Genomic DNA, 25201 nt, shown 5'->3' with positions numbered 1-25201 from the left:
CAGAAGATTGAGTATCGTCTGCTCCGGATGCCTGACGGAGCAGTGCGAATTAGCAATTATCATCCTCCCAAGCGTTGAGGGATTTTGATGAAGAGTTATGTTTTTTCTGAGCTTATTCGTGCTTATTTTGTTGCGATAGCCGAAAGCGGGGGAGGGTTGGCTTTTCGAGATCCCATGCCTGAGGAAGGAGGGGATGTTAGAGGCGACATTGTCAGGCTGGGTGTGAATGAGATTGAGTCGTTAATAAGGCGCGAGATTGGCGACGTGGGAGAAGGGTACTCGCTTCTTAAAGTGCTTTATGCGCCTCTGGCTATTAGCATAGTGTTGACTCTTCCTGTGGATGAGATTGCCAAGCCATTTTTCGAGAGGCTTCTGTATTTGGCAGGGGGCGATCCATTGGTTCACTATTATTATGGATTGTTTGTTTTGAATTATAGTGATTCTCTTGAGATGGATGCTGTTGCTGCCAAGCATTATCGGCGCGCTGCTGAGCTGCATGAGGAAAAGGCTAGGAAGCTTCGGGAGTGGGCTGGGGACATTTGATAAGTGAATGAAGAGAGGAATAGGGGTTGGGGTGAATTAAATCCTGGCATCAACGAGCCCCTGCATACCAGCGCGTTGGTCGGTAAAGTTCTGGTTGAGTAAATATAGTTCCGGGCACGTCGTGGTGCAATAAATGTCAGGCTAACTTGAATTCCGAGTGTTTCCGTTCGGCTTGGGAGTGGCCGGTGGTTTGTCATGAGGAGGCCATTTGTTCTTTCAAAATTCGAGCCAAAACAGGGATCAGAGTTAATTAAATTAGCTCAGAGCGTGGCTCTCTGGTGCGGGATTTATCTTGACCTGTTTTCTGGCTCTGCCTGCTTTGCGCGGGGTGACGCTGCGATCGAGCTGGACTTAGATGGTGGTGCGGAAGCGGTCGTTGCCCATCGGCTGTTGGTGGTGCAGGTGCTTGGAAAAAAGCGAGGAAGGCGGCATCGCGCTGGCCGCCGGTCGCGACGTCAGCCTGCTCAGTGCGCAGGAACAGCACGACCTGAGCATCGACGAGCAGCGCACCAAGAAGGGCTTCCTCAAACGCAAGACCACCACCACCCACGACGAGTGGCACGAAAGCCTGGCGGTGGGCAGCACCCTCAGCGGCGAGAGCGTACGCATCGCCGCCGGCAGCGACCTCACCGTGCAGGGATCGCAGGTCATCGGCAGTGGCGATGTGGGATTGGCGGCCGGCAACGACCTGTTGATCGAGTCCGCGCAGGACACGTTTGCCGAACAGCACGCATCCCGGCAGACGAAGTCCGGGCTTACCGGTGGTTTCTCCGGCGGTGTGGCCAGCGTGGGATATGGCAAGTCCAGCAGCGCTGCGCAGAGCACCCTGGAAGGCACCACCCAGGTGGGCTCGGGGGTGGCGTCGCTGGACGGAAACCTGACCCTCAGCGCCGGCAACCAGCTGACCATCGCGGCCCCTGACGTCGCCGCCGGTGAGAACCTGACCCTGGCGGCCAGGGACATCGTGCTGGAAGCGCGGCAGGACACCGTCGAGAGCAGCGCCAGCCAGTCCAGCAAATCCAGCGGCTTTTCCGTGGGCGCCACCTACGACCCGGCCGCGGCCTACCGCAGCGGCCGGGACAACGCGACCGCCGGCAACCCGGGCAGTGGAAGCACGATCGGCAAGCTCACCCGTACCGCCGACGGCATCGCGGCCGGCAGCCATGCCGCGCTCACCCCGGTGGTGCTGAAGGCCGGCAGCCAGCGTTCCGGCGGCAGCCAGAACGAGGCCAGCAGCGACGCCCGCGTCAGCCAGCTGGCCGCCGGCAACAACCTGATCCTGCTGGCCAGCGACGGCTCCATCACCAGCCAGGGAGCGCAACTGTCGGCCGAGGGCGATGCCCTGCTGCTAGCCAGCCGGGACATCGTGTTCGACGTGGCGCACAACACCGTCACCAGCGACCAGCAGCGCAACCGTTCGGGGTGGAGCGTGGATACCAGCGCCTCGTTGCCGGTCGGCATGAATCGGCAACAGGGCGATGGCAGCGGCTACAGCGACACGGTGACCGGAACGCAGCTGTCGGTGGGCGGCAACGCAACGCTGCGCACGACCGAAGGCGACATCGCCCTGACCGCCAGCAACATCGTCGCCGAGGGCGACGTGGACGTGCATGCGGCGCGTGACCTGAGCATCCGCAGCGGACAGGACGTCGTGGGCAATGCCAACCGCTCGGACGACAAGGCCATCGGCACCGTGGCGATTTCCGACACTGAGCGCTTCTCGGGCTACCACACCGAGCGGCACCGCGACGAAGGCACACAGGTGTCGCAGGTGGCCAGCAGCGTGGGCAGCCTGGACGGCAACGTGCGCCTGAGCGCGGGCGGGGCCTACACCCAGCAGGCCAGCCACGTGGTGGCGGCCGGGGACGTGGACATCACCGCGGCCACGATCGACATCACCACCGCGGACGACCTCAACAGCGGCTCGCAGCAGGACAAGAGCCTCAAGGTCGGTGCGTTCGCGCGGGTGAACTCGCCGCTGATCGAGCTGGTGAACAACGTCGATGCCGCCCGCCAGTCCGACGGCCGGCTCAAGGCGATGCAGGGCATGGCCGCCGCGGCCAACGCCTACCAGTCGGCCAGCGCCATCAGCGGGATGGCAGGCGGCGCCGGTGGCGGATCGCTGCTCAGCGCCGAGGCCGGCGTGGGCGTGGCGACCAGCCAGAACCAGAGCCGGTTCAACGAGCGGCTCTCGCAGGGCTCCACGATCAGCGGCGGCGGCAACGTCACTCTGACCAGCACCGACGGGGACATCCACGTCACCCAGGGCAACCTGAGCGCCGGCAATGCCCTCAGCCTGGATTCGGCGGGCGACCTGATCCTGGAAGCGGGGCAGTCGCAGCTCAGCGACCAGAGCAGCGGGCACAGTGCCGGCGCGGAGGTGGGCGTGGGCGTGTCGGTGGGCGCGCAGACCGGCGTGTATGCCTACGCGCAGGCCAACGTGGGCAGCCACCGCAGCAACAGCGACAGCACCACCTACCAGAACACGCAGCTGTCCGGGCAGACGCTCACCCTGCGTTCCAAGGGCGATACCACCCTGCGCGGCGCGACCGGCACTGCGGACACGATCAACGTCGCCACCGGCGGCGACCTGACCATCGAGTCGCTGCAGGACACCGCGCACAGCCAGAGCAAGGACAGCAACGTGGGCGCGCGGGTGCAGGTGTCGTTCGGCACGGCGTGGAACGCCAGCGCCAATGTCAGCCAGTCCAAGGCCAGCGGCGACCATGCGGGCGTGGGCCAGCAGAGCGGGCTGTTCGCTGGCGACGGCGGTTACCATGTCGACGTCGGCGGTGCAGTGAACCTGGTCGGCGGCGCCATTGCCAGCACCAACGCGGGCAACAGCGAATTGAGCGCGGCGGAACTGAACTTCCGCGACCTCCGGAACACGATGGACTACAGCGCCAGCACGGCGAGCCTGGGAGCTGGATTCGGAGGCGCGGCCGGCGAGTACCAGGGTACCGGGACAGGGATGGGCGCCGCGGACCGCGCCAACGTCGGTGGCGGCGTGCCGATGCACGAGAGCGGCAGCGACAGCAGCACCACCTACGCCACCCTGACCGAGGGCGACATCACCATCGGCGGCAAGGCGACCACGGCAGCCGAACTGGGCATCAACACCGACGCGAGCAAGGCACACCAGCAACTGGACGACCTGCCGGACCTGCAGAAGGTGCTGGCCGACCAGCAGGCGATGGCGGCGGCGGCTGGGACGGTGGTTGCGACCAGCAGGCAGGTTGCCGATGACTTGGCGGCCCATGCGCAGGACAAGATGGTTGCAGCGGCCAATGCCTATCTCGATGGCCTGTCACCCGAACAGCAGGCGGCGTTTGGCACGTTGAGCGGGCCGGAGCAGCAGGACTACCTGCTGAGCCATAGTGCCGACTACCGCGATGCCTACGGCTCGTCCCTGCAATGGGGCATCGGCGGTGATTACAACCGTGCCTTGCAGGCGGTGACCACGGCGTTGGTGGGCAGCGTGGCCGGCCAAGGCGGTACGCAGGCCGTTGCCGACGCGCTGGCGCCCTATGCGGCGCAGTTGATCGGCAACAGGTTCGATGAAAACCACGGCAGCGATCCGAATGCAACGGCGCAGTTGCTGTCGCATGCATTGCTGGGCGCGCTGCTGGCGGAAGTGAATGGCGGCAATGCGGCCGGTGGAGCGCTGGCCGGTGCGGGCGGTGAACTGGCGGCCAACTATCTGACCCAGAAGTTGTATGGGGATGATCCCAATGCCTATGACGAGAACGGGCGGTTCGACCCGAATCGGTTGTCGGAAATGGACAAGCAGACGATCTCTGCATTGTCACAAGCCATCGGTGCGCTTGCGGGCGGAGCCAGTGATGGGGAGCTGAGACAAGCTGTAGTGGGGAGTTCCATTGCGCAGAATGCGGTGGAGAACAATTACCTCAGTCATGCCGAAAGGATGGATTACCTGAAAGAGATTCAGGCATGCGAGAAGGGCGATGGAGATGCTTGCGGCCGGGCCGCCAATCTGGAGTCGTTGTCCACCAATCGCAATGACGCCTTCCGTGCCGCCTGTGCGGACAGCGCCAGTGCTGCATGCGCGACGGAACTCCAGAAGGCCTATGACGCTCTCGACACGCAGCTGGCGGGACAGGTCGAATATATGGAGTGGCTATTCAAGAGCCCACTGGAAATGCACGACAGTCGTGACAACGAACGTGCCCTGGCAACGCATACCGGAATAGGTGATCTGGTCTGGAAGATCGATTGTGCTCAGGCCAGTACAAACTGCGGAACGTCTGGCTCGATTTGGTTGGCTGCGCAGGGTGATCCGCTAACGGCGATACGCCATGAGGCTATGCGGACGCTGGCGGAGGGGGCTGGAAAGGCTGATGGCGTTTTTGGTCGAGTGGGAGATTTGCTTTCCGGTGTCTATCAGGTAGGGAAGGATTCCAACGCACTAGTGCAGTTTGGCAAGATGTGGAGTGACGCTTCATTCATCAATGATCAGGGATTTGGGAAATATTTTGATGCAAAGCAGGCCCAGTCCAAGGCGATGCGGGAAGGTATGCTTAGTGGCTTGGAAGGCTACATTGGTGATATCAGTGGTGTGATAAGGGGGAATTTGAATGGGGGGGATTACTGGGATCTATATGACGTCTATGCACATGGCGACGCCGAAGGGCGAGTGGGTTTTGATGTACTGAGCATGTTTGTGGGCGGCGCGGAAGTAAATGCGCTGGCAAAATCGATTCTGGCAGAAAAGGTAATTGCCAAGGCATTCAGGGCGGCTGAAAAAGAGGCGCTGGAGAGTGCAAGGGTGGCAAATAATTTTTACCGTGATGGCAGCCCTCTTTTGTTCCCGCAAGAGCTGACAACATCAAGTGGTGTGATTATTAAGGCAAATCCCGATAAGATGACAACGGTGTTGGGGACCTATCTGGACGACACCAATAGCATCATAAATGGTCAGATTTCCATGCCGAAACGAATGGTCTACGACGGCCCCGCTCAGCCGGGCTCATTCAATCTCTTGAATACACCGGATGGAATTTATAAGGCGCTCGGCCCTGATGGTTTCTGGGAAAGAGTAAATAGGCCATTCATTGACTCTGCAATCAAGCGCGGTGACGATATTGTATTGGCAACAAGGCCTGTGGAGAAATCTCTGTTGAGGCCTGACGGATCTATGAGCGGCTTCGGAAAAGAATATGACTACCTCGTGAAGAAAGGTTATGTCTATGATTTTGATACCGGAAAGATGTGCTTTGGGGGGTGTAAGTGATTAATCTGAAAATTCTGATTGATAGTATGGCGCTGGCTGCCATTGAGCATTTTGCGCATGAATTTTCCCGATTGCCTTTAAGGGTTGAGGCGGGGGGGTATCGTATATCGATCCCTATGGGGAAATTTGAAATATCTATTTCTCAAAATGAGAGGTATGAAAAGTATATTTCATGCACCCTCGATTTTGAGGATGGCTGTTCGTTTCAATTTGAAACCATACGGGCTGCGATTTGTGGGGAGGGTGTGAGGCGGCTGGGGGGGGGGCTGCCGATTGGTAAAGGAGATCAAGTCACCCTTCAATGGAATAGCAAGTATGCGAAAGAGATAATTTATTTTTTAACAAAAAACATTGATTCGCTAGCTGGATTTCCTCCTTCTTGGTTTATTGGCGCTTGTGAGATAGAGCGTGATTTTGTGGGATCGATGTTTCCTGATGTTGCGGAAAAAGAATTGCAAAGAAAAATGTTGATCTGGAATAAGTGGAATAAATCAAAATAACGGTTCGATGTTGACTTGACGAATGGCGGTTCTAGATTCACTTAATCACGGAGAGAAGTGGTGGCTGGCGGTAATCCGAAACTGTCTCCGATGCCTGCCGGCCGACGGCGTCGGTTCCGCCGTAGTTCTGCCGCCACCCTGTGCACGACCGAAGGCGACATCGCCCTGACCGCCAGCAACATCGTCGCCGAGGGCAACGTGGACGTGCATGCGGCGGGCGACCTGAGCATCCGCAGCGGGCAGGACACGGCCGGCAACGCCAACCGCTCGGACGACAAGGCCATCGGCACGGTGGTGATTTCCGACACCGAGCGTTTCTCGGGCTACCACACCGAGCAGCACCGCGACGAAGGCACGCAGGTATCGCAGGTGGCCAGCAGCGTGGGCAGCCTGGACAGCAACGTGCGCCTGAGCGCGGCCAGTCGGCCAGCGCCATCAGCGGGATGGCAGGCGGCGCCGGTGGCGGATCGCTGCTCAGCGCCGAGGCCGGCGTGGGCGTGGCGACCAGCCAGAGCCAGAGCGGGTTCATCCAGGTCAACCTGAGCGCCGGCAACGCCCTCAGCCTGGATTCGGCGGGTGCCCTGATCCTGGAAGCGGAGCAATCACAGGTCAGCGAGCAGAGCAGCGGCCACAACGCCGGCGTGGAAGTGGGCGCGCGGGTGCAGGTGTCGTTCGGCACGGCGTGGAACGCCAGCGCCAACGTCAGCCAGTCCAAGGCCAGCGGCGACCATGCGGGCGTGGGCCAGCAGAGCGGGCTGTTTGCCGGTGACGGCGGCTACCACGTCAACGTCGGCGGTGCAGTGAACCTGGTCGGCGGCGCCATTGCCAGCACCAACGCGGGCAACAGCGAACTGAGCGCGGCGGAACTGAACTTCCGCGACCTCCGGAACACGATGGACTACAGCGCCAGCACGGCGAGCCTTGGTGCTGGGTTCGGAGGCGCGGCCGGCGAGTACCAGGGTACCGGGACAGGGATGGGCGCCGCGGACCGCGCCAACGTCGGTGGCGGCGTGCCGATGCACGAGAGCGGCAGCGACAGCAGCACCACCTACGCCCCCCTGACCGAGGGCGACATCACCATCGGCGGCAAGGCGACCACGGCAGCCGAACTGGGCATCAACACCGACGCGAGCAAGGCACACCAGCAACTGGACGACCTGCCGGACTTGCAGAAGGTGCTGGCCGACCAGCAGGCGATGGCGGCGGCGGCTGGGACGGTGGTTGCGAGCAGCAGGCAGGTTGCCGATGACCTGGCGGCCCATGCGCAGGACAAGATGGTTGCAGCGGCCAATGCCTATCTCGATGGCCTGTCACCCGAACAGCAGGCGGCGTTTGGCACGTTGAGCGGGCCGGAGCAGCAGGACTACCTGCTGAGCCACAGCGCCGACTACCGCGATGCCTACGGCTCGTCCCTGCAATGGGGCATCGGCGGTGATTACAACCGTGCCTTGCAGGCGGTGACCACGGCGTTGGTGGGCAGCGTGGCCGGCCAAGGCGGTACGCAGGCCGTTGCCAACGCGCTGGCGCCCTATGCGGCGCAGTTGATCGGCAACAGGTTCGATGAAAACCACGGCAGCGATCCGAATGCGGCGACGCAGCTGCTGGCGCATGCGCTGCTGGGCGCCGTGTTGGCGGAAGTGAATGGCGGCAATGCGGCCGGTGGAGCACTGGCCGGTGCAGGCGGCGAATTGGCGGCAGGAATGCTGATGAATGCCTTGCCAGGGGCGGACAAGCAGACTATCTCGGCGTTGTCGCAAGCCATAGGTGCGCTATCTGGCAGCCTGATTGGTAGCAGCATGAATGAGGCAGTGACGGGAGGGGATATTGCGAAGAATGCTGTAGAAAACAATCGGCAATTACACTGGGATCAGTATTTTGAGAAATTGGTAGGCTGCCAGGGAAATCCCAATGGCTCTGGTTGCGATGCGACTATGAAAATGGGCGATGGCACCCAGAGTTCTGTTATCTCGAGGGCGCAGGAAGGAGGTGTTGCGTATGGTGTCGTGGTCAACACGGACAGAGAGACGGGGGATGTTGTAAGTTATGTTTTAACTGACATGGAAGGTCGGCCGCGAATAATCATGGAAAAATATGAATGTAATGCATTCATTAATTCTGGGATTGGTTCGTGGTCCTTGGGTATGGCGCCAAGCTATGGGCTTGATCTTGGTTCGGCTGGGGTGCATGTGTTGGAGGGGAATTATTCCGAAGCGATTTCGGATTTGGGGAATATCTTTACCAATGGCGAATACTGGAGAGGTATGGTTATTTCTTTGGCTTTTAGTGCCGCGGCAATTAAGCCTGTTAAAGAGATTAAACTTGTTGGAGGTGCATATGAGGGGGGTTCGTATAAGTAAATCTTATTATGAAAGATTGTGGGGTGAGGGGGGTGCTCCGTTCTTGCAGACAAAGGGAATATTGAATTCATCGCCCAGAATATACCCTGATCCCAGGGGTGTGCCTGGATACTATAAATTCGAGTCCTCTGGATTGGAGATGATTTGTAATCCAAAGACTGGCGATATTTTGCATATTCAGCCAATAAGAGGTGGGTGATTGTGAATGATTTTGCTGATTTTAGAGGTGAGTTGGAAATTTATGCAGGCGCTGTTTTGTCTGTGAGTCGAATGATTCGGGCATTTGAGTTTGAATTAAAGGGTGGGTTTGATAGGGTAAAAAATAGTAATAGTTTTAACGATTGCGTTGATTCTTTTGATTTAATATTTTCTATACAAAGAATGCTTTCCGTTGCCAAGTATAAATATGAATTCCATTTAAGTGATTTTCTTGATGAGTTTGTATATAAGTTTGATAGAGATGATTTGTATAGTAGGGAATATTTGTACGAAGTGATAAAGGGGAGTTGTGGGATTGAGGATGCTGTTTCTAAGATTAGAGTGTGAGAAGGTATTAGTCCTAGGTCTGGAGTGATGCCGCGTATATTCACTTCGAAAGTCGCAGAGACAAATCAGGGCGGCGTTGCGATACCTGGTGGGGCACGGTAGGTGATTGTTCCGAATCGCACGCAATGGATGGATCCTAAAAGAGTAGATTCATTTGCATTTCGTCCTCCGGGTGGGGGTTGAGTATGAATGATGAAGTGGATGGGGAAATTAAATTACTCAAAAGAGGTCTAATGATTTTGAATTTATCTTAAGGCGATGCGCGGAGTTCGATTCGGATGCAAAGGCGGCCTGTCGGCGGCTCATTCATGTTTTTGATCGGATTGCACGTGGGGAGGTTGTGCTGCCATGCCATGTTGAGTATGGGGTGGTTTTAGTGCAGAAGGATCGCTGTTTAAGTATCGCGATCTTTGTGAGGCGGAAGCAAAATTTGTAGCCGCACTTAGAGATTGGTATTCACATTCATGGTTTAAATCCTTAGCGGATAGTAATTCCTAGCCAAATCGGTCGGAGTTATCAAGATGTTCCGTCCGAATTGGCATGAATAGCGGTTCCAAGTTCACTTAGTCACAGAGAGAAGTGGTGGCTGGCGGCAATCCGAAACTGTCTCCGATGCCTGCTGGCCGACGGCGTCGGTTCCGCCGTAGTTCTGCCGCCACCCTGCGCACGACCGAAGGCGACATTGCCCTGGCCGCCAGCAACATCGTCGCCGAGGGCGACGTGGACGTGCATGCGGCGCGTGACCTGAGCATCCGCAGCGGACAGGACGTCGTGGGCAATGCCAACCGCTCGGACGACAAGGCCATCGGCACCGTGGCGATTTCCGACACTGAGCGCTTCTCGGGCTACCACGCCGAGCGGCACCGAGACGAAGGCACACAGGTGTCGCAGGTGGCCAGCAGCGTGGGCAGCCTGGACGGCAACGTGCGCCTGAGCGCGGGCGGGGCCTACATCCAGCAGGCCAGCCACGTGGTGGCGGCCGGGGACGTGGACATCACCGCGGCCACGATCGACATCACCACCGCGGACGACCTCAACAGCGGCTCGCAGCAGGACAAGAGCCTCAAGGTCGGTGCGTTCGCGCGGGTGAACTCGCCGCTGATCGAGCTGGTGAACAACGTCGATGCCGCCCACCAGTCCGATGGCTGGCTCAAGGTGATGCAGGGTATGGCGGCTGCGGCATGCTTATCTCGATGGCCTGTCACCCGACCAGCAGGCCGCATTGGTACGCTGAGTGCGTTGGGCCAGCGGGACTACCTGCTGAGCCATAGTGCAGATTATCGCGATGCCTACAACCGATGCCCCCATTGCAAGCGGAGACCGCCGTTGCGGCCAATATGCTGGCCCCGTATGCAGCACAGCTGATCGATAACAGGTTCGATCTGGGCCACGGCAACGAACCGAATGCGGCGGTGCAGCTGCTGTCGCATGTGCTGCTGGGCGCCGGATGGTGGAGTGATGCGGCCATGGAAATTCTTGGCGGCGTTGAGGATCTCATGGGTGCTCAAGAGAGGATGAAGACAGGGTGCCGAAATATGGGAATGGATGAGAGCTGTGGAAGTGGAGATAAATAATATTTCAGGCCAAGTTGAGATGTGAGTATGCTAATGCTTTCTGGTGGATGGGAGTTTTTAGGGCTGATTGTTCAACCGTTCCTGTGCTTCTTTGGGGGGCTGTTTTTGTTGGTGCGTATTTTTTTGCGTAGAAGTGTGTCGGGATCGGCGCGGTTTTTATTCTTATTGTATTCTTTTAGTTGTATTGCCCAGCTTAGTTTTACAGTAAGGGTCATGGTTAGATTTTTTAAATGGGGTGGTGTTCGAAAGTTTGATTATTTCTCCATATGGATTTTGTGGGGTAGCGTATGCTTTCTGCTGGGGGTCTTGATGTTCTTTATGGAAAAAATTGGGCGGAAATTTGAAGAGAGAGAGTATTTTCTTCTTTTCTTTATTTTTGCAGTATTGCCATGGATTGGTTTATTTTTCTTTGATTGAATGCTTGTAGTTGATCTCCTCCTCGCATTGGGCTCGGGCAGAGCTAGAGAGACTCTGAATATCTTCCTGTCCGAGATGGAGCAGGTTGTGACGTGGAAAGGACTGTTGGCGTTGATCGATTCGCATTACCCAAAGACAGTGCGGCCCCAGCCGGAAGCCGTACTGGCTTGAAACCATTCTGCGTATCCACTTGCTGCAGCAGTGGTGTGCATTGAACGATCCGACGATGGAAGAAGCTTGGAGTGGATTTCCTTGGAAATAATTGGTTCGGGTGGCGTGGGCATTAGTCGGAATAGATCATTTTTTTCATATTTAATAATTTTACTATGGGGGTTGGTGTCGTTATTTTGGCTTTTTGTTTTAATAAGATTTTTATTGTGCGCGTGCTTGGAGGTCTTTTCGTGCCGCTCCTCATGGGGGGCGTTTGGTCGCATGTTTGATTATGCTGGAGTGGTTGCGTTATTTGCACTTCCTGTAATGACAGGGGTGCAGGTGGTTCGCATGTTTTTTGTTCGCAAGATATTGTCACTTGAGTTTGTGTTGATGATATCTGCTTGGGTCTTCTTTGTTTTTTGTTCTTTTTATTTTAGTTCGTCCTGAGGGTGGGGTGCAAAACAACGGCTCCAGATTCACTTAATCCCTGGGAGAAGTGGTGGCTGTCGGCAATCCGAAACTGTCTCCGAATCGTTGTGCGTTCTACGAGGGGGGGGCTCATCAACAAGGCTGGATTCTCTGGTTGTTGATTATTCTATAAATGGGGTTAAATTAAGGAGGTCTTTTAAGAATGAGGCGGGGCGGTGAGTATTGAGGATCAAGTGAAAATCTTGGAGCGCCTTGTTGAGATTATGAAGGCATCTGCTGCTGGCTCATATGAGAGACTTGAGTGTGAATTTGGTTATGAGACGTACGAGAATGGGTGGTCGGTTGGGTCGAAGTACTCGCAGGTTAAGAATGGACAGGTGATGAGTGAGCTCTTGGATGACCCAGGTGATGAAGCGTCTGACTTGGTTCATGAGCTGCATAGGTTGATGAAATCTCATGCTGGGGGGGCTTGGGATGGGTTTTTGTTGTCCGTTGATTTCTCTGGAAAGGCTGATGCGAAATTTATTTATTGATTGAATAATATTTATGTATTCGCAATAACGGTTTTAATGACGGTTCCAGTTTCACTTGATCGCAGGGGGAAGTGGCGGCTGGCGGCAATCCGAAACTGTCTCCGATGCCTGCTGGCCGACGGCGTCGGTTCCGCCGTAGTTCTGCCGCCACCCTGCGCACGACCGAAGGCGACATCGCCCTGACCGCCAACAACATCGTCGCCGTGGGCGACGTGGACGTGCATGCGGCGGGCGACCTGAGTATCCGCAGCGGACAGGACGTCGTCAGCAATGCCAACCGCTCGGACGACAAAGCCATCGGCACCGTGGCGATTTCCGACACTGAACGTTTCTCGGGCTGCCACACCGAGCGGCACCGCGACGAAGGCACACAGGTGTCGCAGGTGGCCAGCAGCATGGGCAGCCTGGACGGCAACGTGCGCCTGAGCGCGGGCGGGGCCTACACCCAGCAGGCCAGCCACGTGGTGGCGGTCAGGAAATAACCTAAAAGCGGCAGGTTCGGGTGAGTGAATCCGTCACTGGCGGCGCCGCAAGCGTTGACGCCCCCGGCTCGCGCTGCGATCGGCGGCGCGCTCCAAAGCCGGTGCGGCATGCTCCAGCCGGTCCAGGCAACCGCGTCCTTTGCCTGCTCAGTTCGTCCAGATCGCCGTCAGGGTGGATGGGTCGATACGGAGCACGGTCTCCAGCTTCTGCAGTTTCCGGAGTATCCGGCGCTGCTGCCCGGGAGTGCTTTCGCGGGCCGCGGCGAGCAGGCGCTCGACGACCGGCCGCAGGCTGCTGCGGGTCAGCCGAAGGTAGTCGTCATAACCGAGGTCCAGTGCGCGCTGTAGGTCCGATTGGAGCAGGGCTTCTGCCCTGTCGACCTGTTCGTCGGCGAGAATCCGCTGCATTTCCTGCGACAGGAGGTCGTGGATGGCCGCTTTCTGCAGGGCCAGCAGGTCGCCTTCTTCAATGGCGTAGATCCGTTTGAGCGCGGAAATGCTGTCCATTTCCGTCGGGGATATCCGGTGGTCGTCCAGGGCGGATGCGATGCAGTGGACGATGAGGGCGGAGGCGCCGTGCCGGACGTCCGGTGCGGAGGCATCCGGATCCCGAAGCAGTGAAAAGCCTTTGTCCTCGAGTCGCGCAAGGCATTGCGCGAAAAGCCCGGTGACGGCGTGTGTCTCACGATAGGCCTGGATGGCCTGCAACAGGCTGGCGTGCATCACGGTCATCTCCCCTCCCTGGCGATTCCGGCATCGGCCCCCTGGGTTCAGGCGTGGGGGCATGGAGAAAGAGTGCGGCGGAATCCGGGTGGTTGCAACCGCTACAATCGATCTACTCATTCTTCGGGGGTCCGCGTCATGCGTTTGAATATTCTCGCTTTTTCCGTATTGGCCGGCTTGGGTGCGGTCCAGTTGGCGCACGCCGCCGAAGGCATGTGGGTGCCGCAGCAGCTGCCGGAGATCGCCGGGCCGCTGAAGCGCGCCGGGCTGGAACTGGATCCGCAGCAGCTGGCCGACCTCACCGGTGATCCGATGGGGGCGGTGGTGGCGCTGGGCGGATGCACCGCCAGCTTCGTGTCGCCGCAGGGATTGGTGGCCACCAACCACCACTGTGCCTATGGCGCCATCCAGCTGAACTCCACCGCCGAGAACAACCTGATCAAGGAGGGTTTCAGCGCCGCGGCGCATGGTGACGAGTTGAGCGCCGGCCCGAATGCACGCATCTATGTGCTGGACAGCATCACCGACGTCACCGCGCAGGCGAAATCCGCGATCGCCGCGGCCGGCGCCGATCCGCTCAAGCGCACCGAGGCGCTGGAGGCGCTGGAGAAGACGCTGGTCGCCGGCTGCGAGGCCGATCCTGGCTACAGCTGCACGCTGTACAGCTTCTCCGGGGGCAACACCTACCGTCTGTTCAAGAACATGGAGATCAAGGATGTGCGGCTGGCCTATGCGCCGCCGGGCAGCGTCGGCAAGTTCGGCGGTGATGTCGACAACTGGATGTGGCCGCGGCATACCGGCGATTTCGCGTTCTACCGTGCCTATGTCGGCAAGGACGGCAAGCCGGCCGCGTTCGCGGCCGACAACGTGCCCTACCAGCCCCGGCATTGGCTGAAGCTGGCCGACCAGCCGTTGGGCGAAGGCGATTTCGTGATGGTGGCCGGGTATCCGGGGCGTACCGACCGTTATGCGCTGGCCAGCGAGTTCGAGAACACCGCGAACTGGACATACCCGGCGGTGGCCAAGGCCTACAAGGACCAGATCGCCCTGGTGGAGGCGGCGGGCCGCGGTGACAAGGACATCGCGGTGAAGTACGCCGCGAACATGGCGGGCTGGAACAACACCAGCAAGAACTTCGACAGCCAGCTGGAAGGCTTCGAGCGCAACGGCCTGGTGGCGCACAAGCGCCGGGAAGAGGCCGCGGTGCTGGAATGGCTGCGCGGGCAGGGCGACGCCGGGGCGCCGGCGCTTGCGGCCCATGCGCGGCTGCAGGCCCTGGGCGAGCAGGCGCGCAGCACCCAGCAGCGCGACTTCACCTTGGGCATGTTCAACCGCACCGGCACCCTCGGGACCGCGGTGCGCCTCTACCGGTTGGCCATTGAAAAGGCCAAGCCGGATGCGCAGCGCGAGGACGGCTACCAGGTGCGCGACCTGCCGGCCATCGAGGGCGGCTTGAAGCAGATGGACCGCCGCTATGTGGCGTCGATGGACCGTGAGCTCCAACAGTACTGGCTGCAGCGGTACATGGAACTGCCCGCCGACCAGCGTGTGCCGGCTTTCGATGCGTGGCTGGGCGGCGGCGATACCGCGGCCGCGGATGCGGCGCTGGCACGGCTCGATGGGTCGCGCCTGGGCGAGCTGGACGAGCGCATGAAATGGTTCGGTGCCGATCGGGCGGCCTTCGAGGCCAGCACCGATCCGGCCATCCAGTATGCGGTGGCGGTGACGCCGGCGCTGCTGGAGATCGAGCGCCAGGCCAAGCGCAAGCGCGGCGAGGAACTGGTGGCGCGGCCGTTGTTCCTGCAGGCCATCGCCGACTACAAGCAGAGCAAGGGCGAATTCGTCTATCCGGATGCCAACCTGTCGCTGCGCATCACCTTCGGCAACGTCAAGGGCTATACCGGCCTGGATGGCACGGTGCAGCCGGCCTTCACCGCGCTGGAGGGGGTGGTCGCCAAGGAAACCGGAGCGGATCCGTTCGATTCGCCGCAGGCGCTGCTCGATGCGGTCAAGGCCAAGCGCCATGGCGGGCTGGAGGACGCGCGCCTCGGCAGCGTGCCGGTGAACTTCCTCGCCGACCTGGACATCACCGGCGGCAACTCCGGCTCGCCGGTGCTGGATGCGCGGGGACGGCTGGTCGGGCTGGCGTTCGACGGCATCTGGGAAGCAGTGGCCAGCAACTGGGTGTTCGACCCGGTGATGACCCGGATGATCTCGGTGGATCAGCGCTACATGCGCTGGATCATGCAGGAAGTGGCCCCGGCCCCGGCATTGCTGCAGGAGCTGGAGGCGGCGGCGAAGTAGGCCGCGTTTCCGCCGGATCGAAAAAGGAACCCCGGGCGGTCTACCCCCCGGGGTTTTTTGTCGCCGGCTCTCCGTCACGGCCAGGTGGAGAGCCGCAGGACCATGATGGCCGGGAGCTCTCGAGAGCAAGGGCAGGGCCGCCCGCCGTTGCCGGCGGGCCGGACGAGCCACCGGCCACGGCCCCTGTAGAGCGGGGCCACGCCCCGCAGGGGCCTTCCCGAGGGATCGCCCAGCGCCACAGCCCACAAGAGCGCCATGCCGCAGTGTCCGGGGATGCGATCCGTCGCAGGAACGCGACCGTCCGTAGAGCGGGGCCACGCCCCGCTGGGGCCTTTCCGAGGGATCGCCCAGCGCCACAGCACACAAGAGCGCCACGCCACAGTGTCCGGGGATGCGATCCGTCGCTGGAACGCGACCGTCCGTAGAGCGGGGCCGCGCCCCGCTGGGGCCTTCCCGAGAGCTGTTCGGCCCACCCTGTCCGCTGCCTGGCGGCGGGCCGGTATGTGCCGCGCGTTGTCGATATGTTCGGATGCGTGGGGCAAGCCCGGCCCGGCGGCCTGCCGCAGCGGCGGGGATCAGCGGTAGGGGCCGGGGCCACGCCAGACCAGTTCGCCGCGCCGGTACACATACATCACGGTGACGACCTGGCGGGCATCGCCGATGGTCTGCAGTTCCGGTGCGTCGGGGGGCAGCAGGCGGCACTTGCTCGAGCCCCGCCTCAGGGCGACTTCCGCGGGGCAGACCATCAGGTAGGTGGTGCCGGGCAGCGGAATGGAGAGTTCCTTCATGCCCTGCGCCATCCAGGTGCGCAGCCGCGTCTCGGAGAGCAGGTCGTAGACGATCTGGTAGCCGCCGACCTCCATCGCCGGCTCGCCGGCCGCCATGTCGTTGCGGTAGCCATCGTCGCTGGGCGGTCCGCTGGTGCGGCCATGCTCGCTGGGTGCGGTGTCCTGCGGTTGCCAACCTGGTGGCCGCCCGGTCCAGGTCCGCGGGTGGCGCTGGGTGCCCTGTGGCGGCCGCGAGGCGGCCGCCGGTTGCGCGGCCTCGGCTTCGCGGCGGTCCTGCGGCTGGGGTTCCGGTTCGGCCGGGGGCTCGATATAGCGGGCCTCCGGCACCGGCTTGCGGGCCTCCGGGGCGCGGCGTGGTGCCGATCGCGGCTCGGGCCGCGGGCGCTGTTCGGGTGCCGGTGCCGGCGGGGTGTCGCTGGGCTCGGGTGTCGCCGGTGCTTCGCCGACGAAGTCCACCTTGACCCGGCCGCCGCCGGCCGTTCCCTGCGGCGTGGTCACCAGTGGCGGCGAGGAGTGCAGCAGCAACAGCACGATGAGTACATGCAGCAGCGCGCTCACAAGCGCGGCGGCCCAGGGGTACAGCCGTTCGCTCAGGGGCGCGGGTGTGGCGGGCGGCGTGGCCGGGGCGGTCGTCATGCGGCCTGGTGGACGTCGAAGTCGCGGACCCTCATCTGGAACTCGCCCTTTGCCGGCATCGGGGGGCGCTTATGGTAGCGCCTGCCCGCGCGTGCCGGCCTGTCCGTGGCCGGTGGCTGGCGGCCGCCTGTCGCCGAGTGCGGAGCAGGCCGGGCCGCGGCACCCGCCAGGCCGGGTTGATAACGGGCGCAACCGAGGCCGGCATCGCGCTGGCGACAGGCTATGATGCGGGCCCCACGACGGACATCCCGATTAAATGCGTATCCTGCTTGCCCGCCACGGTGAAACACCGTGGAACGCCGAAGGCCGCTATCAAGGCCAGATCGACATCCCGCTTTCGCCGACCGGCGAGGCCCAGGCCAAGGCTCTGGGCGAGCGCCTGCGCGCGCTGGACATCACCCGTGCGGTGGCGTCGCCGCTGTCGCGCGCGCAGAGCACGGCACGCGCGGCGCTGGGGACCGGGCGCGAGGGGATGCTGCAGACCGATGCGGACCTGCAGGAGATCGCCCACGGTGAATGGGAAGGCATGCTGTCCAGCGAGATCAATGCGAAGGATCCGGCGCGCCTGCGCGCCTGGCGCGAGGAACCGGACACGGTGCTGATGCCGGGCGGCGAGTCGCTGCGGCAGGTGCTGGACCGCAGCTGGCGTGGCCTGGCCAACGCCGCCGACGGTCTGGGCAAGGACGACACTCTGCTGGTGGTCGCGCACGACGCGGTCAACCGGGTGATCCTGTGCAAGGTGCTCGGCCTGCCGATCGGCAAGCTGTGGACGTTCCGGCAGGCGCCGGCCACCTTGAACCTGCTCGAAGGCCCGGACGTGGAGCACCTGGAGGTCGTGCGGATGAACGACTGCGCGCACCACACCGCATTCTTCGGCGAGGCCAAGCACCGGGCGCTCTGATGGCGGGGCGCCGGGCCAACCGCGGGTGGCTGGCGGCGTTGCTGCTGGCGGTGCCGCCGGTGCACGCCACGCAGGTGGAGCAGCCTCTGCCGGTGGACGCCGGCTGTCCGCCCTTCTCGGCGCAGGACAACCGCGCGCCGTCCTATCCGCCGTCGGAGTTGTGGCGGCTGCTCGGCTACGCGGTCGACATCGTCATCCAGGCCGATGCCTGCGGCCGCGTCACCGACACCGTCGTCGAGCGCTCCTCGGGCGTGGCCACGCTGGACGAGACGGCGCTGGCGGCGGCGCGCGGCTGGACCGTTCCGCCCTCGGCCCGCGGCCAGCCGCGCTACCGGCTGCCGTTCGCTTTCCAGCCCTTGCCGCCGGAGGTGGCCACGCAGGCCGGCCGGCGTCCGCCGGACCCGTTCTTCGACGAGCGCAGCAGCGGCCGCGTGCCGGCGCCGCCCGTCGCGGCCGACGGTGCGCTGCCCGGTTACCTGCCCGACCCGTATCCGATCGGCTACATGTACATCCCCGAGGCGGTCGCGGCGATCGGGCCGCTGGCGCTGTTCCGGCGCTATGGGCCACAGGCCCATTTCTGGCTGCGCGACGAAGAGGGCGTGAGCCTGTTCCAGACCGACGGCACGATGATGGTGCGCAACCGCCTGGTCGACGACGGCCGGCAGCGGTTCGTGGTCACCAGCGTGCTGTGCGGGAGCGACCTGGAGGCCTGCCGCCGCTCGCTGGCCGACCTGCGCGATCGTCGCGGTCCGCAACGGCCGCAACCGCTGCCCTGAGCGGCGCCGTGGGCGGCACTCCCTGAGCGGCCGCGGAGCGGCTGTATCATGTGCGCCCTCCAGCGCCCGCCGGCCGCGTGTGGCGCGACACATCCCCAAGAGGCCGCATGTCTCCGTCCCGTCCCGCCACGCTCGCGCAGTGGCTTGCCCATATCGAACGCCAGCATCGGCAGCCCATCGCGATGGGCCTGGAGCGCGTGCGCGAGGTGGCCGCGCGCATGGGCCTGGCGCGGCCGGCCCGGCACTGCATCGTGGTCGGCGGCACCAATGGCAAGGGGTCGACGGTGGCGTTCATCGAGGCCATCGGCCGGGCGGCCGGGTGGACGGTCGGGGCCTATACCTCGCCGCATCTGCGGGTCTACAACGAGCGGGTGCGCATCGACGGGGCCGAGGTGGACGATGCCGGGCTGGTGGCCGGGTTCAATGCGGTCGAGGACGCGCGTGGCGAGACGCCGCTGACCTACTTCGAGTACGGCACGCTGTGCGCGCTGTGGCTGTTCCAGCAGGCCGGGCTCGACCTGGCGGTGCTGGAGGTCGGACTGGGCGGGCGCCTGGACGCGGTGAACATCGTCGATGCCGACGTGTCGGTGATCACCACGGTGGACATCGACCATGCCGACTGGCTGGGCGGCGACCGCGAGGCCATCGGCGTGGAGAAGGCCGGGATCATCCGCGGCTGGAAGCCGGTGGTGCTCGGCGAGATCGACCCGCCGTCGAGCGTGCTGCGGCGGGCCTACGCGCTGGGCGCCAATGCACTCCGCTTCGGCAGCGACTTCTTCGCCGAGCCGATCGACGCGGGACGCTGGCGCTGGCGCGACGTGTCCTTCCAGGTGGAACTGCCGCAGCCGGCGCTGTGGGCGCCGGTCCAGAGGGCCAATGCCGCCACCGCCATCGCCGCGCTGCAGGCGCTGGACCGGACGGTACCGCGCGCCGCCTGGGCGCAGGGCGTGGCCGCGGCCCAGGTGCGTGGCCGCCTGCAACGCTTCGAGCGCGACGGCGTGGAGGTGCTGGTCGATGTCGGCCACAACCCGCAGGCGGCCGCGGCGCTGGCCGAGGCACTGCGTGCCCGGCCCGCCACCGGTCGCACGCTGGCGGTCTATGCGGCGCTGTCGGACAAGGATGCACCCGGGGTGGTCGCCGCGCTGCAGGCGCGGATCGACCGTTGGTACCTGGCCGGGCTGGGCGGTGAGCGGGGGCAGGACGGCGACCAGCTGCGCGCGCGCCTGGCCGGCACCGCGGCCGCCGCCGGGCTGGCCTGCGCGGATGTCGCCCAGGCCCTGGAAGCGGCCTTCGAGCAGGCCCGCCGTGGCGACCGGGTGCTGGTGTTCGGCTCCTTCCATACTGTCGCCGAGGCGCTGCCGCTGCTGGAGCCGGCAGCCTGAGCACGGTGCGGCCGGCACCTCCGGCGGCGCCGCCGTTCAGCTGATCGCCACGGCGTGGACGGACGCCCGCCTATAATCGCCGGACCCTCCGTTCCGCCGCCCAGACGCCCTGCCGTGGATACTTCCCTGAAACAGCGATTGATTGGCGCCATCGTCCTGGTGGCCCTGGCCGTGATCTTCCTGCCCATGCTGGTCAAAGGCCCGGCGCCGGACAGCGGCGTGCAGGACGTGCCACTGCGTGCGCCCGACGCGCCGGGCGATGGCCAGTTCGAAACCCGCGAGTTGCCGTTGGTCGCGCCCGGGACGCCACCGGCGGGTGGCGCCACCGGCATGCCGGCGGCCTTGCCGGCCACCGCCGCGCCCCCGGCCGGTACCGCCGGCACCGCGCTGCCGCCCAGTGCCGCGGCCGGCAACTATGCGGTGAATTTCGGCGCGTACGCCAGCGAGGCCGATGCCGATGCGGTGATCGCCCACCTCAAGCAGTCCGACCTGCCGGGCTTCCGGCAACCAGACACCATCAATGGGCGGTCGGCCTGGCGCGTGCGCATCGGTCCCTACGCCGACCGCGCGCAAGCCGAGCTTGTGCGGCTGGCGGCCGCCAAGGTCCGCAGCGACGTGAATGCGCAGGTCGTGGTGCTCGATGCGGACAAGGAGCCGGCGATGCCGGTTGCCACCGCCCCGGCACGCAGCGCTCCGCCGGCGGCCGAGCCGGCGCGCCCGGCGCCCGCGCCGCCCAGGACGGAGCCGCGCACCGCCGCCAAGCCGGAGCCGGCGCGGCCGGCCGCCAGCGAACGCCCCGCGCCCGCTGCGACCCCGGCCCCAGCACCGGCCACGCCGGCGGCGCCGTCGGTCGGGTTCGCGGTGCAGCTGGGGGCGTTCGCACAGCCGGCCGATGCCAATGCACTGCGCGACAAGGTCCGCGCTGCCGGTTTCAGCGCCTTCGTCGAGCAGGTGCGTACCGACAACGGGGTGCTCAACCGGGTCCGTGTCGGTCCGGTCGCCAACCGCGCCGAGGCCGAGCGGCTGAAGGCGCAGGTGGCGGCGAAGGTCGGCATCCCGGGCATGGTGCGGCCGCACCCTTGATGCGGCGCCCTGCCTGACGGCCGCCGGGACCGCGCGTGATCGACCTGCTGCTGCTGGGCCTGATCGCCGTGTCGGGGCTGTACGGCCTGAGCCGGGGCCTGCTGGCCACGGTGTTCGGCGTGCTGGCCTGGGTGCTGGCGGGCTGGGCGGCGCTGCGTGCCGGCCAGGAGGTCACGCTGATGCTGAGCGGCGGTGCCGCGCCGACGATGGTGCAGTACGCCACCGGGCATGCGCTGGCCTTCATCGCCGTGCTGCTGGTGGTGTCGGCGTTGGGGGCACTGGTATGCGGGGTGGTGGATTCGACCGTGCTGCTGCGCGGTCCGGACCGCCTGCTCGGGCTGCTCCTGGGCATCGTCCGCGGCGGCCTGCTGGCGGTGCTGGCGGTGCTGGTGCTGGGCTTCACGCCGGCGGCCGACGGCGAACCCTGGCGGCGTTCGCAGGTGGTGCCGTGGCTGCAGCCGGCGGCCGACTGGCTGCGCGGCCGCCTGCCGGCGTTGCCGGAGGTTCCGGATGATCTCCTGCTGGATTTGGGCAAGGCGGTGCTGGCAGGCGATAATGCCGCGCTCAGCGAATACGAAGCGGGCGGCGGGCGGCCGCGGGCGGTGCCGGACGAGGCGGAAGACGCCGGCCCGGCGGCGTCCGGGGACGGACGCCGGGACCCGGCGGAGGCGTGGCCTCCCAACATCGATCCGGCGCAGGTGCGCCCGGATCACACCGGCCCGGCACGGACCGGGCCAACGGGCCAGGCACGGCCTCCTTCACGTTAACCGGGCGCACGCCCAGCGGAGATCGCGCAACATGTGTGGCATCGTCGGAATCGTCGGCAACCAGAACGTCGCCGGACAGCTTTATGACGGCCTGACCGTCCTCCAGCACCGCGGCCAGGATGCGGCGGGCATCGCCACCGCGCACGGCACCCGGCTGCGGGTGGAGAAGGCCAATGGCCTGGTGCGGGACGTGTTCGACGAGCGCCGCATGGCGGTGCTGCAGGGCCGCGTCGGCATCGCCCATGTGCGCTACCCGACCGCCGGTTCGGAGGGGACCGACGAGGCGCAGCCGTTCTACGTCAACTCGCCCTACGGGATCGCGCTGGCGCACAACGGCAACCTGATCAACACCGAGGCGCTGCGTCAGCAGGTGTTCGAGGCCGACCGCCGCAACATCAATACCGATTCGGACAGCGAAGTGCTGCTGAACGTGTTCGCCTATGAGCTGGACGCGCAGCGCATGCTCACCCCGGAAGCAGCGATCCGTGCCGTGGCCGGCGTGCACCGCCGCTGCAAGGGCGGCTATGCGGTGGTCAGCGTGGTGCTGGGCCTGGGCCTGGTGGCTTTCCGCGATCCGCATGGCATCCGCCCGCTGGTGCTGGGCAAGCGCGCGCACGCCGAGGGCGACGAGTACATCGTCGCCTCCGAGTCGGTGGCGCTGGACGTGCTCGGCTTCGAGCGCGTGCGCGACGTCGCGCCGGGCGAGGCGGTGGTGATCACCGAGCGCGGCGAACTGTTCGCCGAGGTCTGCGCGACCACCACCCAGCAGACCCCGTGCATCTTCGAGTACGTGTACTTCGCGCGCCCGGATTCGATGATCGACAACGTCTCGGTGCACAAGGCGCGCATGCGCATGGGCCAGAAGCTGGGCGAGAAGATCCTGCGCCTGCGCCCGGACCACGACATCGACACCATCATCCCGATCCCGGACACCTCGCGCGATGCGGCGCTGGAGATCTCCAACGTGCTCGGGGTGAAGTACCGCGAAGGCTTCGTCAAGAACCGCTACGTCGGCCGCACCTTCATCATGCCGGGGCAGGGCGAGCGGGTGAAATCGGTGCGCCGCAAGCTCAACCCGATCCACCTGGAGTTCCGCAACCGCGTGGTGCTGCTGGTGGACGACTCGATCGTGCGCGGCACCACCAGCCAGCAGATCGTGCAGATGGCGCGCGACGCCGGTGCGCGCAAGGTCTACCTGGCCAGCGCCGCCCCGCCGGTGCGCCATCCCAACATCTACGGCATCGACATGCCCGCGGCCGAGGAGCTGGTGGCGCACGAGCGCAGCGTCGAGGACATCGAGAAGCACCTGGGCTGCGACTGGCTGGTCTACCAGGACCTGGAAGACCTGGAAGCGGCGGTGCGCGAGGGCAATCCGGCCCTGCAGGGGTTCGATTCGTCCTGCTTCAACGGGCACTACGTCACCGGCATCGAGCCGGGGTATTTCGGCCGCATCCAGCAACTGCGCTCGGACGAGGCCAAGACCCAGCGCCGCGCCTGACCGCCGGCCGGCAGCACCAGGCCCTTCCTGCGGATACCGATGAGCAATCCCCGCCGCCCCGTGGTTCCCGGCCCTGCGACCTGCCTGCCCGATGGCGTGCGGGCGCCGTCGGCGGCGGACGATCCCGGCACCGGGGTGGACGATCTCCCGGAAGAGGATCTCCATGCCGCGGCCTGCCACTGCCTGGACGAGGCCGACCCGCTGCGCAAGGTGGCATTGACGCGGGCCTACGCCGCGCGTTTCCGTGCAGGCCGCCTGAAGGCGCCGTTGCAGGCCCCGGCGCCGGCGCCGATCCGCATGCCCGGGCGCCCGGCGCACCTGGTGACGGTGCATCCGCGCGACCTGCCGCGGCGGGGGCTGGGCAGCGCGGAGGGCCGGGCGGCGTTCATCCACGCCATCGCCCATATCGAACTCAACGCCATCGACCTGGCCTGGGATGCGGTCTACCGGTTCCGGGGCCTGCCCGGCAGTTTCCACGCCGACTGGGTGAGCTGCGCCGACGACGAGGCGCGCCATTTCATGCTGCTGCGCGGACGCCTGCAGGCGCATGGCTACGACTACGCCGACTTCCCGGCCCACAACGGCCTGTGGGAGATGTGCGAGAAGACCGCGCACGACGGGCTGGCGCGGATGGCGCTGGTGCCGCGGGTCCTGGAGGCGCGCGGGCTCGACGTGACCCCGGGCATGATCGTCCGGCTGCGCGCGCTGGGCGACGAGGCCACCGCCGACGTGCTGGAGGTGATCCTGCGCGAGGAAGTCGCGCATGTCGCCGCCGGCTCGCGCTGGTACCGCTGGTACTGCGAGCGTGCCGGTGTCGAACCGCGCGCCCGCTTCAAGGAACTGCTGCGCGAATACGCCGGCGGGTACCTGCATGGCCCGTTCAACCTCGAAGCGCGCCTGCTGGCCGGTTTCGACGAGGACGAGCTGGCGGACCTGGTCGAGCAGGCCCGGTGAGCGGCCGGGCCTGACGGGCCCTGTGCGATGATGGCCCCCCAGCCCGTCTCCCTGGAGATCCCGCATGCGTTCCATCCGCCCGTTGTCGATGATCCTGCCGATGCTGTTGCTGCTGGCCTGCACGCCGGCGGTACCGGAGGCGGAGGCTCCGTCCGCAGAGGTGCCGGCGCCGCGTGACGGGGAGGGCACCGCGGTGTTCCCGGACGCGCTGCAGGCCGGCGGTGTCGAGCCGTTCTGGGGAGTGCGGGTGGATGGCCAGGTGCTGACCTACACCACGCCGGATACCCTGGACGCGCCGCGCCGGCTGCAGGCCGAGCGCAGCGTGGATGCCGAGGGCCTGCATCTGTGGGGCGAGGACGGCGGCTCGCCGTTCCGGCTGGATGTGCGCCGTGAACGCTGCTCGGACGGCATGTCCGACCAGGTCCATCCCTTCAGCGTGACCTGGCGGCTGGACGATGAAACCGCGCCGGGGTGCGCGTTCGATCCGGCTTCGCCACCGCCGCCGCAGTAAGCGGTTCCGCGGTGACCGCGGCTTCCCATCGGTGGCGGTGTGCGGCCCGCGCCTCCCGGCGCCTGGCCCGGCGTCGCCCGGGACGCGGAACGC

22 protein-coding genes and 1 pseudogene are annotated in these 25201 nt (G+C 64.3%); 21 read left to right on the top strand and 2 right to left on the bottom strand.

Translation table 11 applies throughout. The features are described from left to right. Positions 1 to 87 precede the first annotated feature (87 nt). The 12 genes and pseudogenes from K5L01_RS07375 (at position 88) to K5L01_RS07320 (ending at position 12785) form a co-directional block, all read left to right on the top strand. Positions 88 to 543, top strand: coding sequence for a hypothetical protein (locus tag K5L01_RS07375; protein ID WP_250063294.1), 456 nt, complete (start codon positions 88 to 90; stop codon positions 541 to 543). A 406-nt stretch (positions 544 to 949) separates the two neighbouring features. Then, positions 950 to 5794 (top strand): hemagglutinin repeat-containing protein, encoded by a 4845-nt coding sequence (locus K5L01_RS07370; RefSeq protein WP_250063292.1) that lies wholly within the window; start codon positions 950 to 952, stop codon positions 5792 to 5794. Between the two features lie 26 nt (positions 5795 to 5820). Then, entirely contained in the window at positions 5821 to 6294 is a 474-nt protein-coding gene (locus K5L01_RS07365; RefSeq protein WP_250063290.1) for a hypothetical protein, read from the top strand. Positions 6295 to 6354: 60 nt separating this feature from the next. Continuing rightward, positions 6355 to 6837, top strand: a complete 483-nt coding sequence (locus K5L01_RS07360; protein ID WP_250063288.1) for a hemagglutinin repeat-containing protein — start codon at positions 6355 to 6357, stop codon at positions 6835 to 6837. Further along, complete coding sequence (locus K5L01_RS07355; protein WP_250063286.1) at positions 6792 to 8651, top strand: VENN motif pre-toxin domain-containing protein; 1860 nt, start codon at positions 6792 to 6794, stop codon at positions 8649 to 8651. The genes K5L01_RS07360 and K5L01_RS07355 overlap by 46 nt, the downstream gene beginning before the upstream one ends. A 201-nt stretch (positions 8652 to 8852) precedes the next feature. Beyond that, a complete protein-coding gene (locus K5L01_RS07350; RefSeq protein ID WP_250063285.1) occupies positions 8853 to 9197 on the top strand; it encodes a hypothetical protein in 345 nt (114 codons plus the stop codon). 612 nt (positions 9198 to 9809) lie between these two features. Beyond that, on the top strand, positions 9810 to 10562 hold the full coding sequence (locus K5L01_RS07345; protein ID WP_250063283.1) for a hemagglutinin repeat-containing protein: 753 nt from the start codon (positions 9810 to 9812) through the stop codon (positions 10560 to 10562). Continuing rightward, entirely contained in the window at positions 10535 to 10771 is a 237-nt protein-coding gene (locus K5L01_RS07340) for a hypothetical protein (protein WP_250063281.1), read from the top strand. Before K5L01_RS07345 ends, K5L01_RS07340 begins: the two co-directional genes overlap by 28 nt. A gap of 27 nt (positions 10772 to 10798) precedes the next feature. Then, on the top strand, positions 10799 to 11188 hold the full coding sequence (locus tag K5L01_RS07335; protein WP_250063279.1) for a hypothetical protein: 390 nt from the start codon (positions 10799 to 10801) through the stop codon (positions 11186 to 11188). Next, positions 11189 to 11441, top strand: a pseudogene (locus K5L01_RS07330) (transposase); the annotation flags it as partial. 544 nt (positions 11442 to 11985) lie between these two features. Then, positions 11986 to 12303: a hypothetical protein gene (locus K5L01_RS07325; RefSeq protein WP_250063277.1), complete on the top strand. Its 318-nt coding sequence runs from the start codon at positions 11986 to 11988 to the stop codon at positions 12301 to 12303. A 104-nt stretch (positions 12304 to 12407) separates the two neighbouring features. Next, entirely contained in the window at positions 12408 to 12785 is a 378-nt protein-coding gene (locus K5L01_RS07320; protein WP_250063275.1) for a hemagglutinin repeat-containing protein, read from the top strand. A gap of 147 nt (positions 12786 to 12932) precedes the next feature. Here the strand turns inward: K5L01_RS07320 and K5L01_RS07315 are convergent, their stop codons facing one another. Then, positions 12933 to 13517 (bottom strand): hypothetical protein, encoded by a 585-nt coding sequence (locus K5L01_RS07315; RefSeq protein ID WP_250063273.1) that lies wholly within the window; start codon positions 13515 to 13517, stop codon positions 12933 to 12935. Positions 13518 to 13646: 129 nt separating this feature from the next. Here K5L01_RS07315 and K5L01_RS07310 point away from each other — a divergent pair, with 129 nt between their 5' ends. Next, complete coding sequence (locus K5L01_RS07310) at positions 13647 to 15812, top strand: S46 family peptidase (RefSeq protein ID WP_250063271.1); 2166 nt, start codon at positions 13647 to 13649, stop codon at positions 15810 to 15812. Positions 15813 to 16387: 575 nt separating this feature from the next. Here the strand turns inward: K5L01_RS07310 and K5L01_RS07305 are convergent. Next, on the bottom strand, positions 16388 to 17236 hold the full coding sequence (locus tag K5L01_RS07305) for a hypothetical protein (RefSeq protein WP_250063269.1): 849 nt from the start codon (positions 17234 to 17236) through the stop codon (positions 16388 to 16390). 256 nt (positions 17237 to 17492) lie between these two features. Here K5L01_RS07305 and K5L01_RS07300 point away from each other — a divergent pair, with 256 nt between their 5' ends. From K5L01_RS07300 to K5L01_RS07265, 8 genes are all read left to right on the top strand, one after another. Beyond that, positions 17493 to 18137, top strand: a complete 645-nt coding sequence (locus K5L01_RS07300; protein WP_250063267.1) for a histidine phosphatase family protein — start codon at positions 17493 to 17495, stop codon at positions 18135 to 18137. Next, positions 18137 to 18913, top strand: coding sequence for a TonB family protein (locus K5L01_RS07295; RefSeq protein WP_250063265.1), 777 nt, complete (start codon positions 18137 to 18139; stop codon positions 18911 to 18913). The genes K5L01_RS07300 and K5L01_RS07295 overlap by 1 nt, the downstream gene beginning before the upstream one ends. Positions 18914 to 19020: 107 nt before the next feature. Beyond that, positions 19021 to 20295: a bifunctional tetrahydrofolate synthase/dihydrofolate synthase gene (folC, locus tag K5L01_RS07290; RefSeq protein ID WP_250063263.1), complete on the top strand. Its 1275-nt coding sequence runs from the start codon at positions 19021 to 19023 to the stop codon at positions 20293 to 20295. Between the two features lie 114 nt (positions 20296 to 20409). Next, complete coding sequence (locus K5L01_RS07285) at positions 20410 to 21378, top strand: SPOR domain-containing protein (RefSeq protein WP_250063261.1); 969 nt, start codon at positions 20410 to 20412, stop codon at positions 21376 to 21378. 35 nt (positions 21379 to 21413) lie between these two features. Further along, positions 21414 to 22145 (top strand): CvpA family protein, encoded by a 732-nt coding sequence (locus K5L01_RS07280; protein ID WP_250063259.1) that lies wholly within the window; start codon positions 21414 to 21416, stop codon positions 22143 to 22145. Positions 22146 to 22176: 31 nt separating this feature from the next. Beyond that, on the top strand, positions 22177 to 23643 hold the full coding sequence (gene purF / locus K5L01_RS07275) for an amidophosphoribosyltransferase (RefSeq protein WP_250063257.1): 1467 nt from the start codon (positions 22177 to 22179) through the stop codon (positions 23641 to 23643). A gap of 39 nt (positions 23644 to 23682) precedes the next feature. Continuing rightward, complete coding sequence (locus K5L01_RS07270; protein ID WP_272494049.1) at positions 23683 to 24597, top strand: ferritin-like domain-containing protein; 915 nt, start codon at positions 23683 to 23685, stop codon at positions 24595 to 24597. 64 nt (positions 24598 to 24661) lie between these two features. Then, the gene (locus tag K5L01_RS07265) at positions 24662 to 25108 is read left to right on the top strand and encodes a hypothetical protein (protein ID WP_250063254.1); all 447 of its coding nucleotides are present in this window, start codon (positions 24662 to 24664) and stop codon (positions 25106 to 25108) included. Positions 25109 to 25201 lie beyond the last annotated feature (93 nt).

It is taken from the genome of Stenotrophomonas mori, from assembly GCF_023556335.1.
GTDB classification, from domain to species: domain Bacteria; phylum Pseudomonadota; class Gammaproteobacteria; order Xanthomonadales; family Xanthomonadaceae; genus Stenotrophomonas; species Stenotrophomonas mori.
Note: the sequence above shows the minus strand (reverse complement) of the source record. Positions and strands in the feature narration are given on the sequence as shown.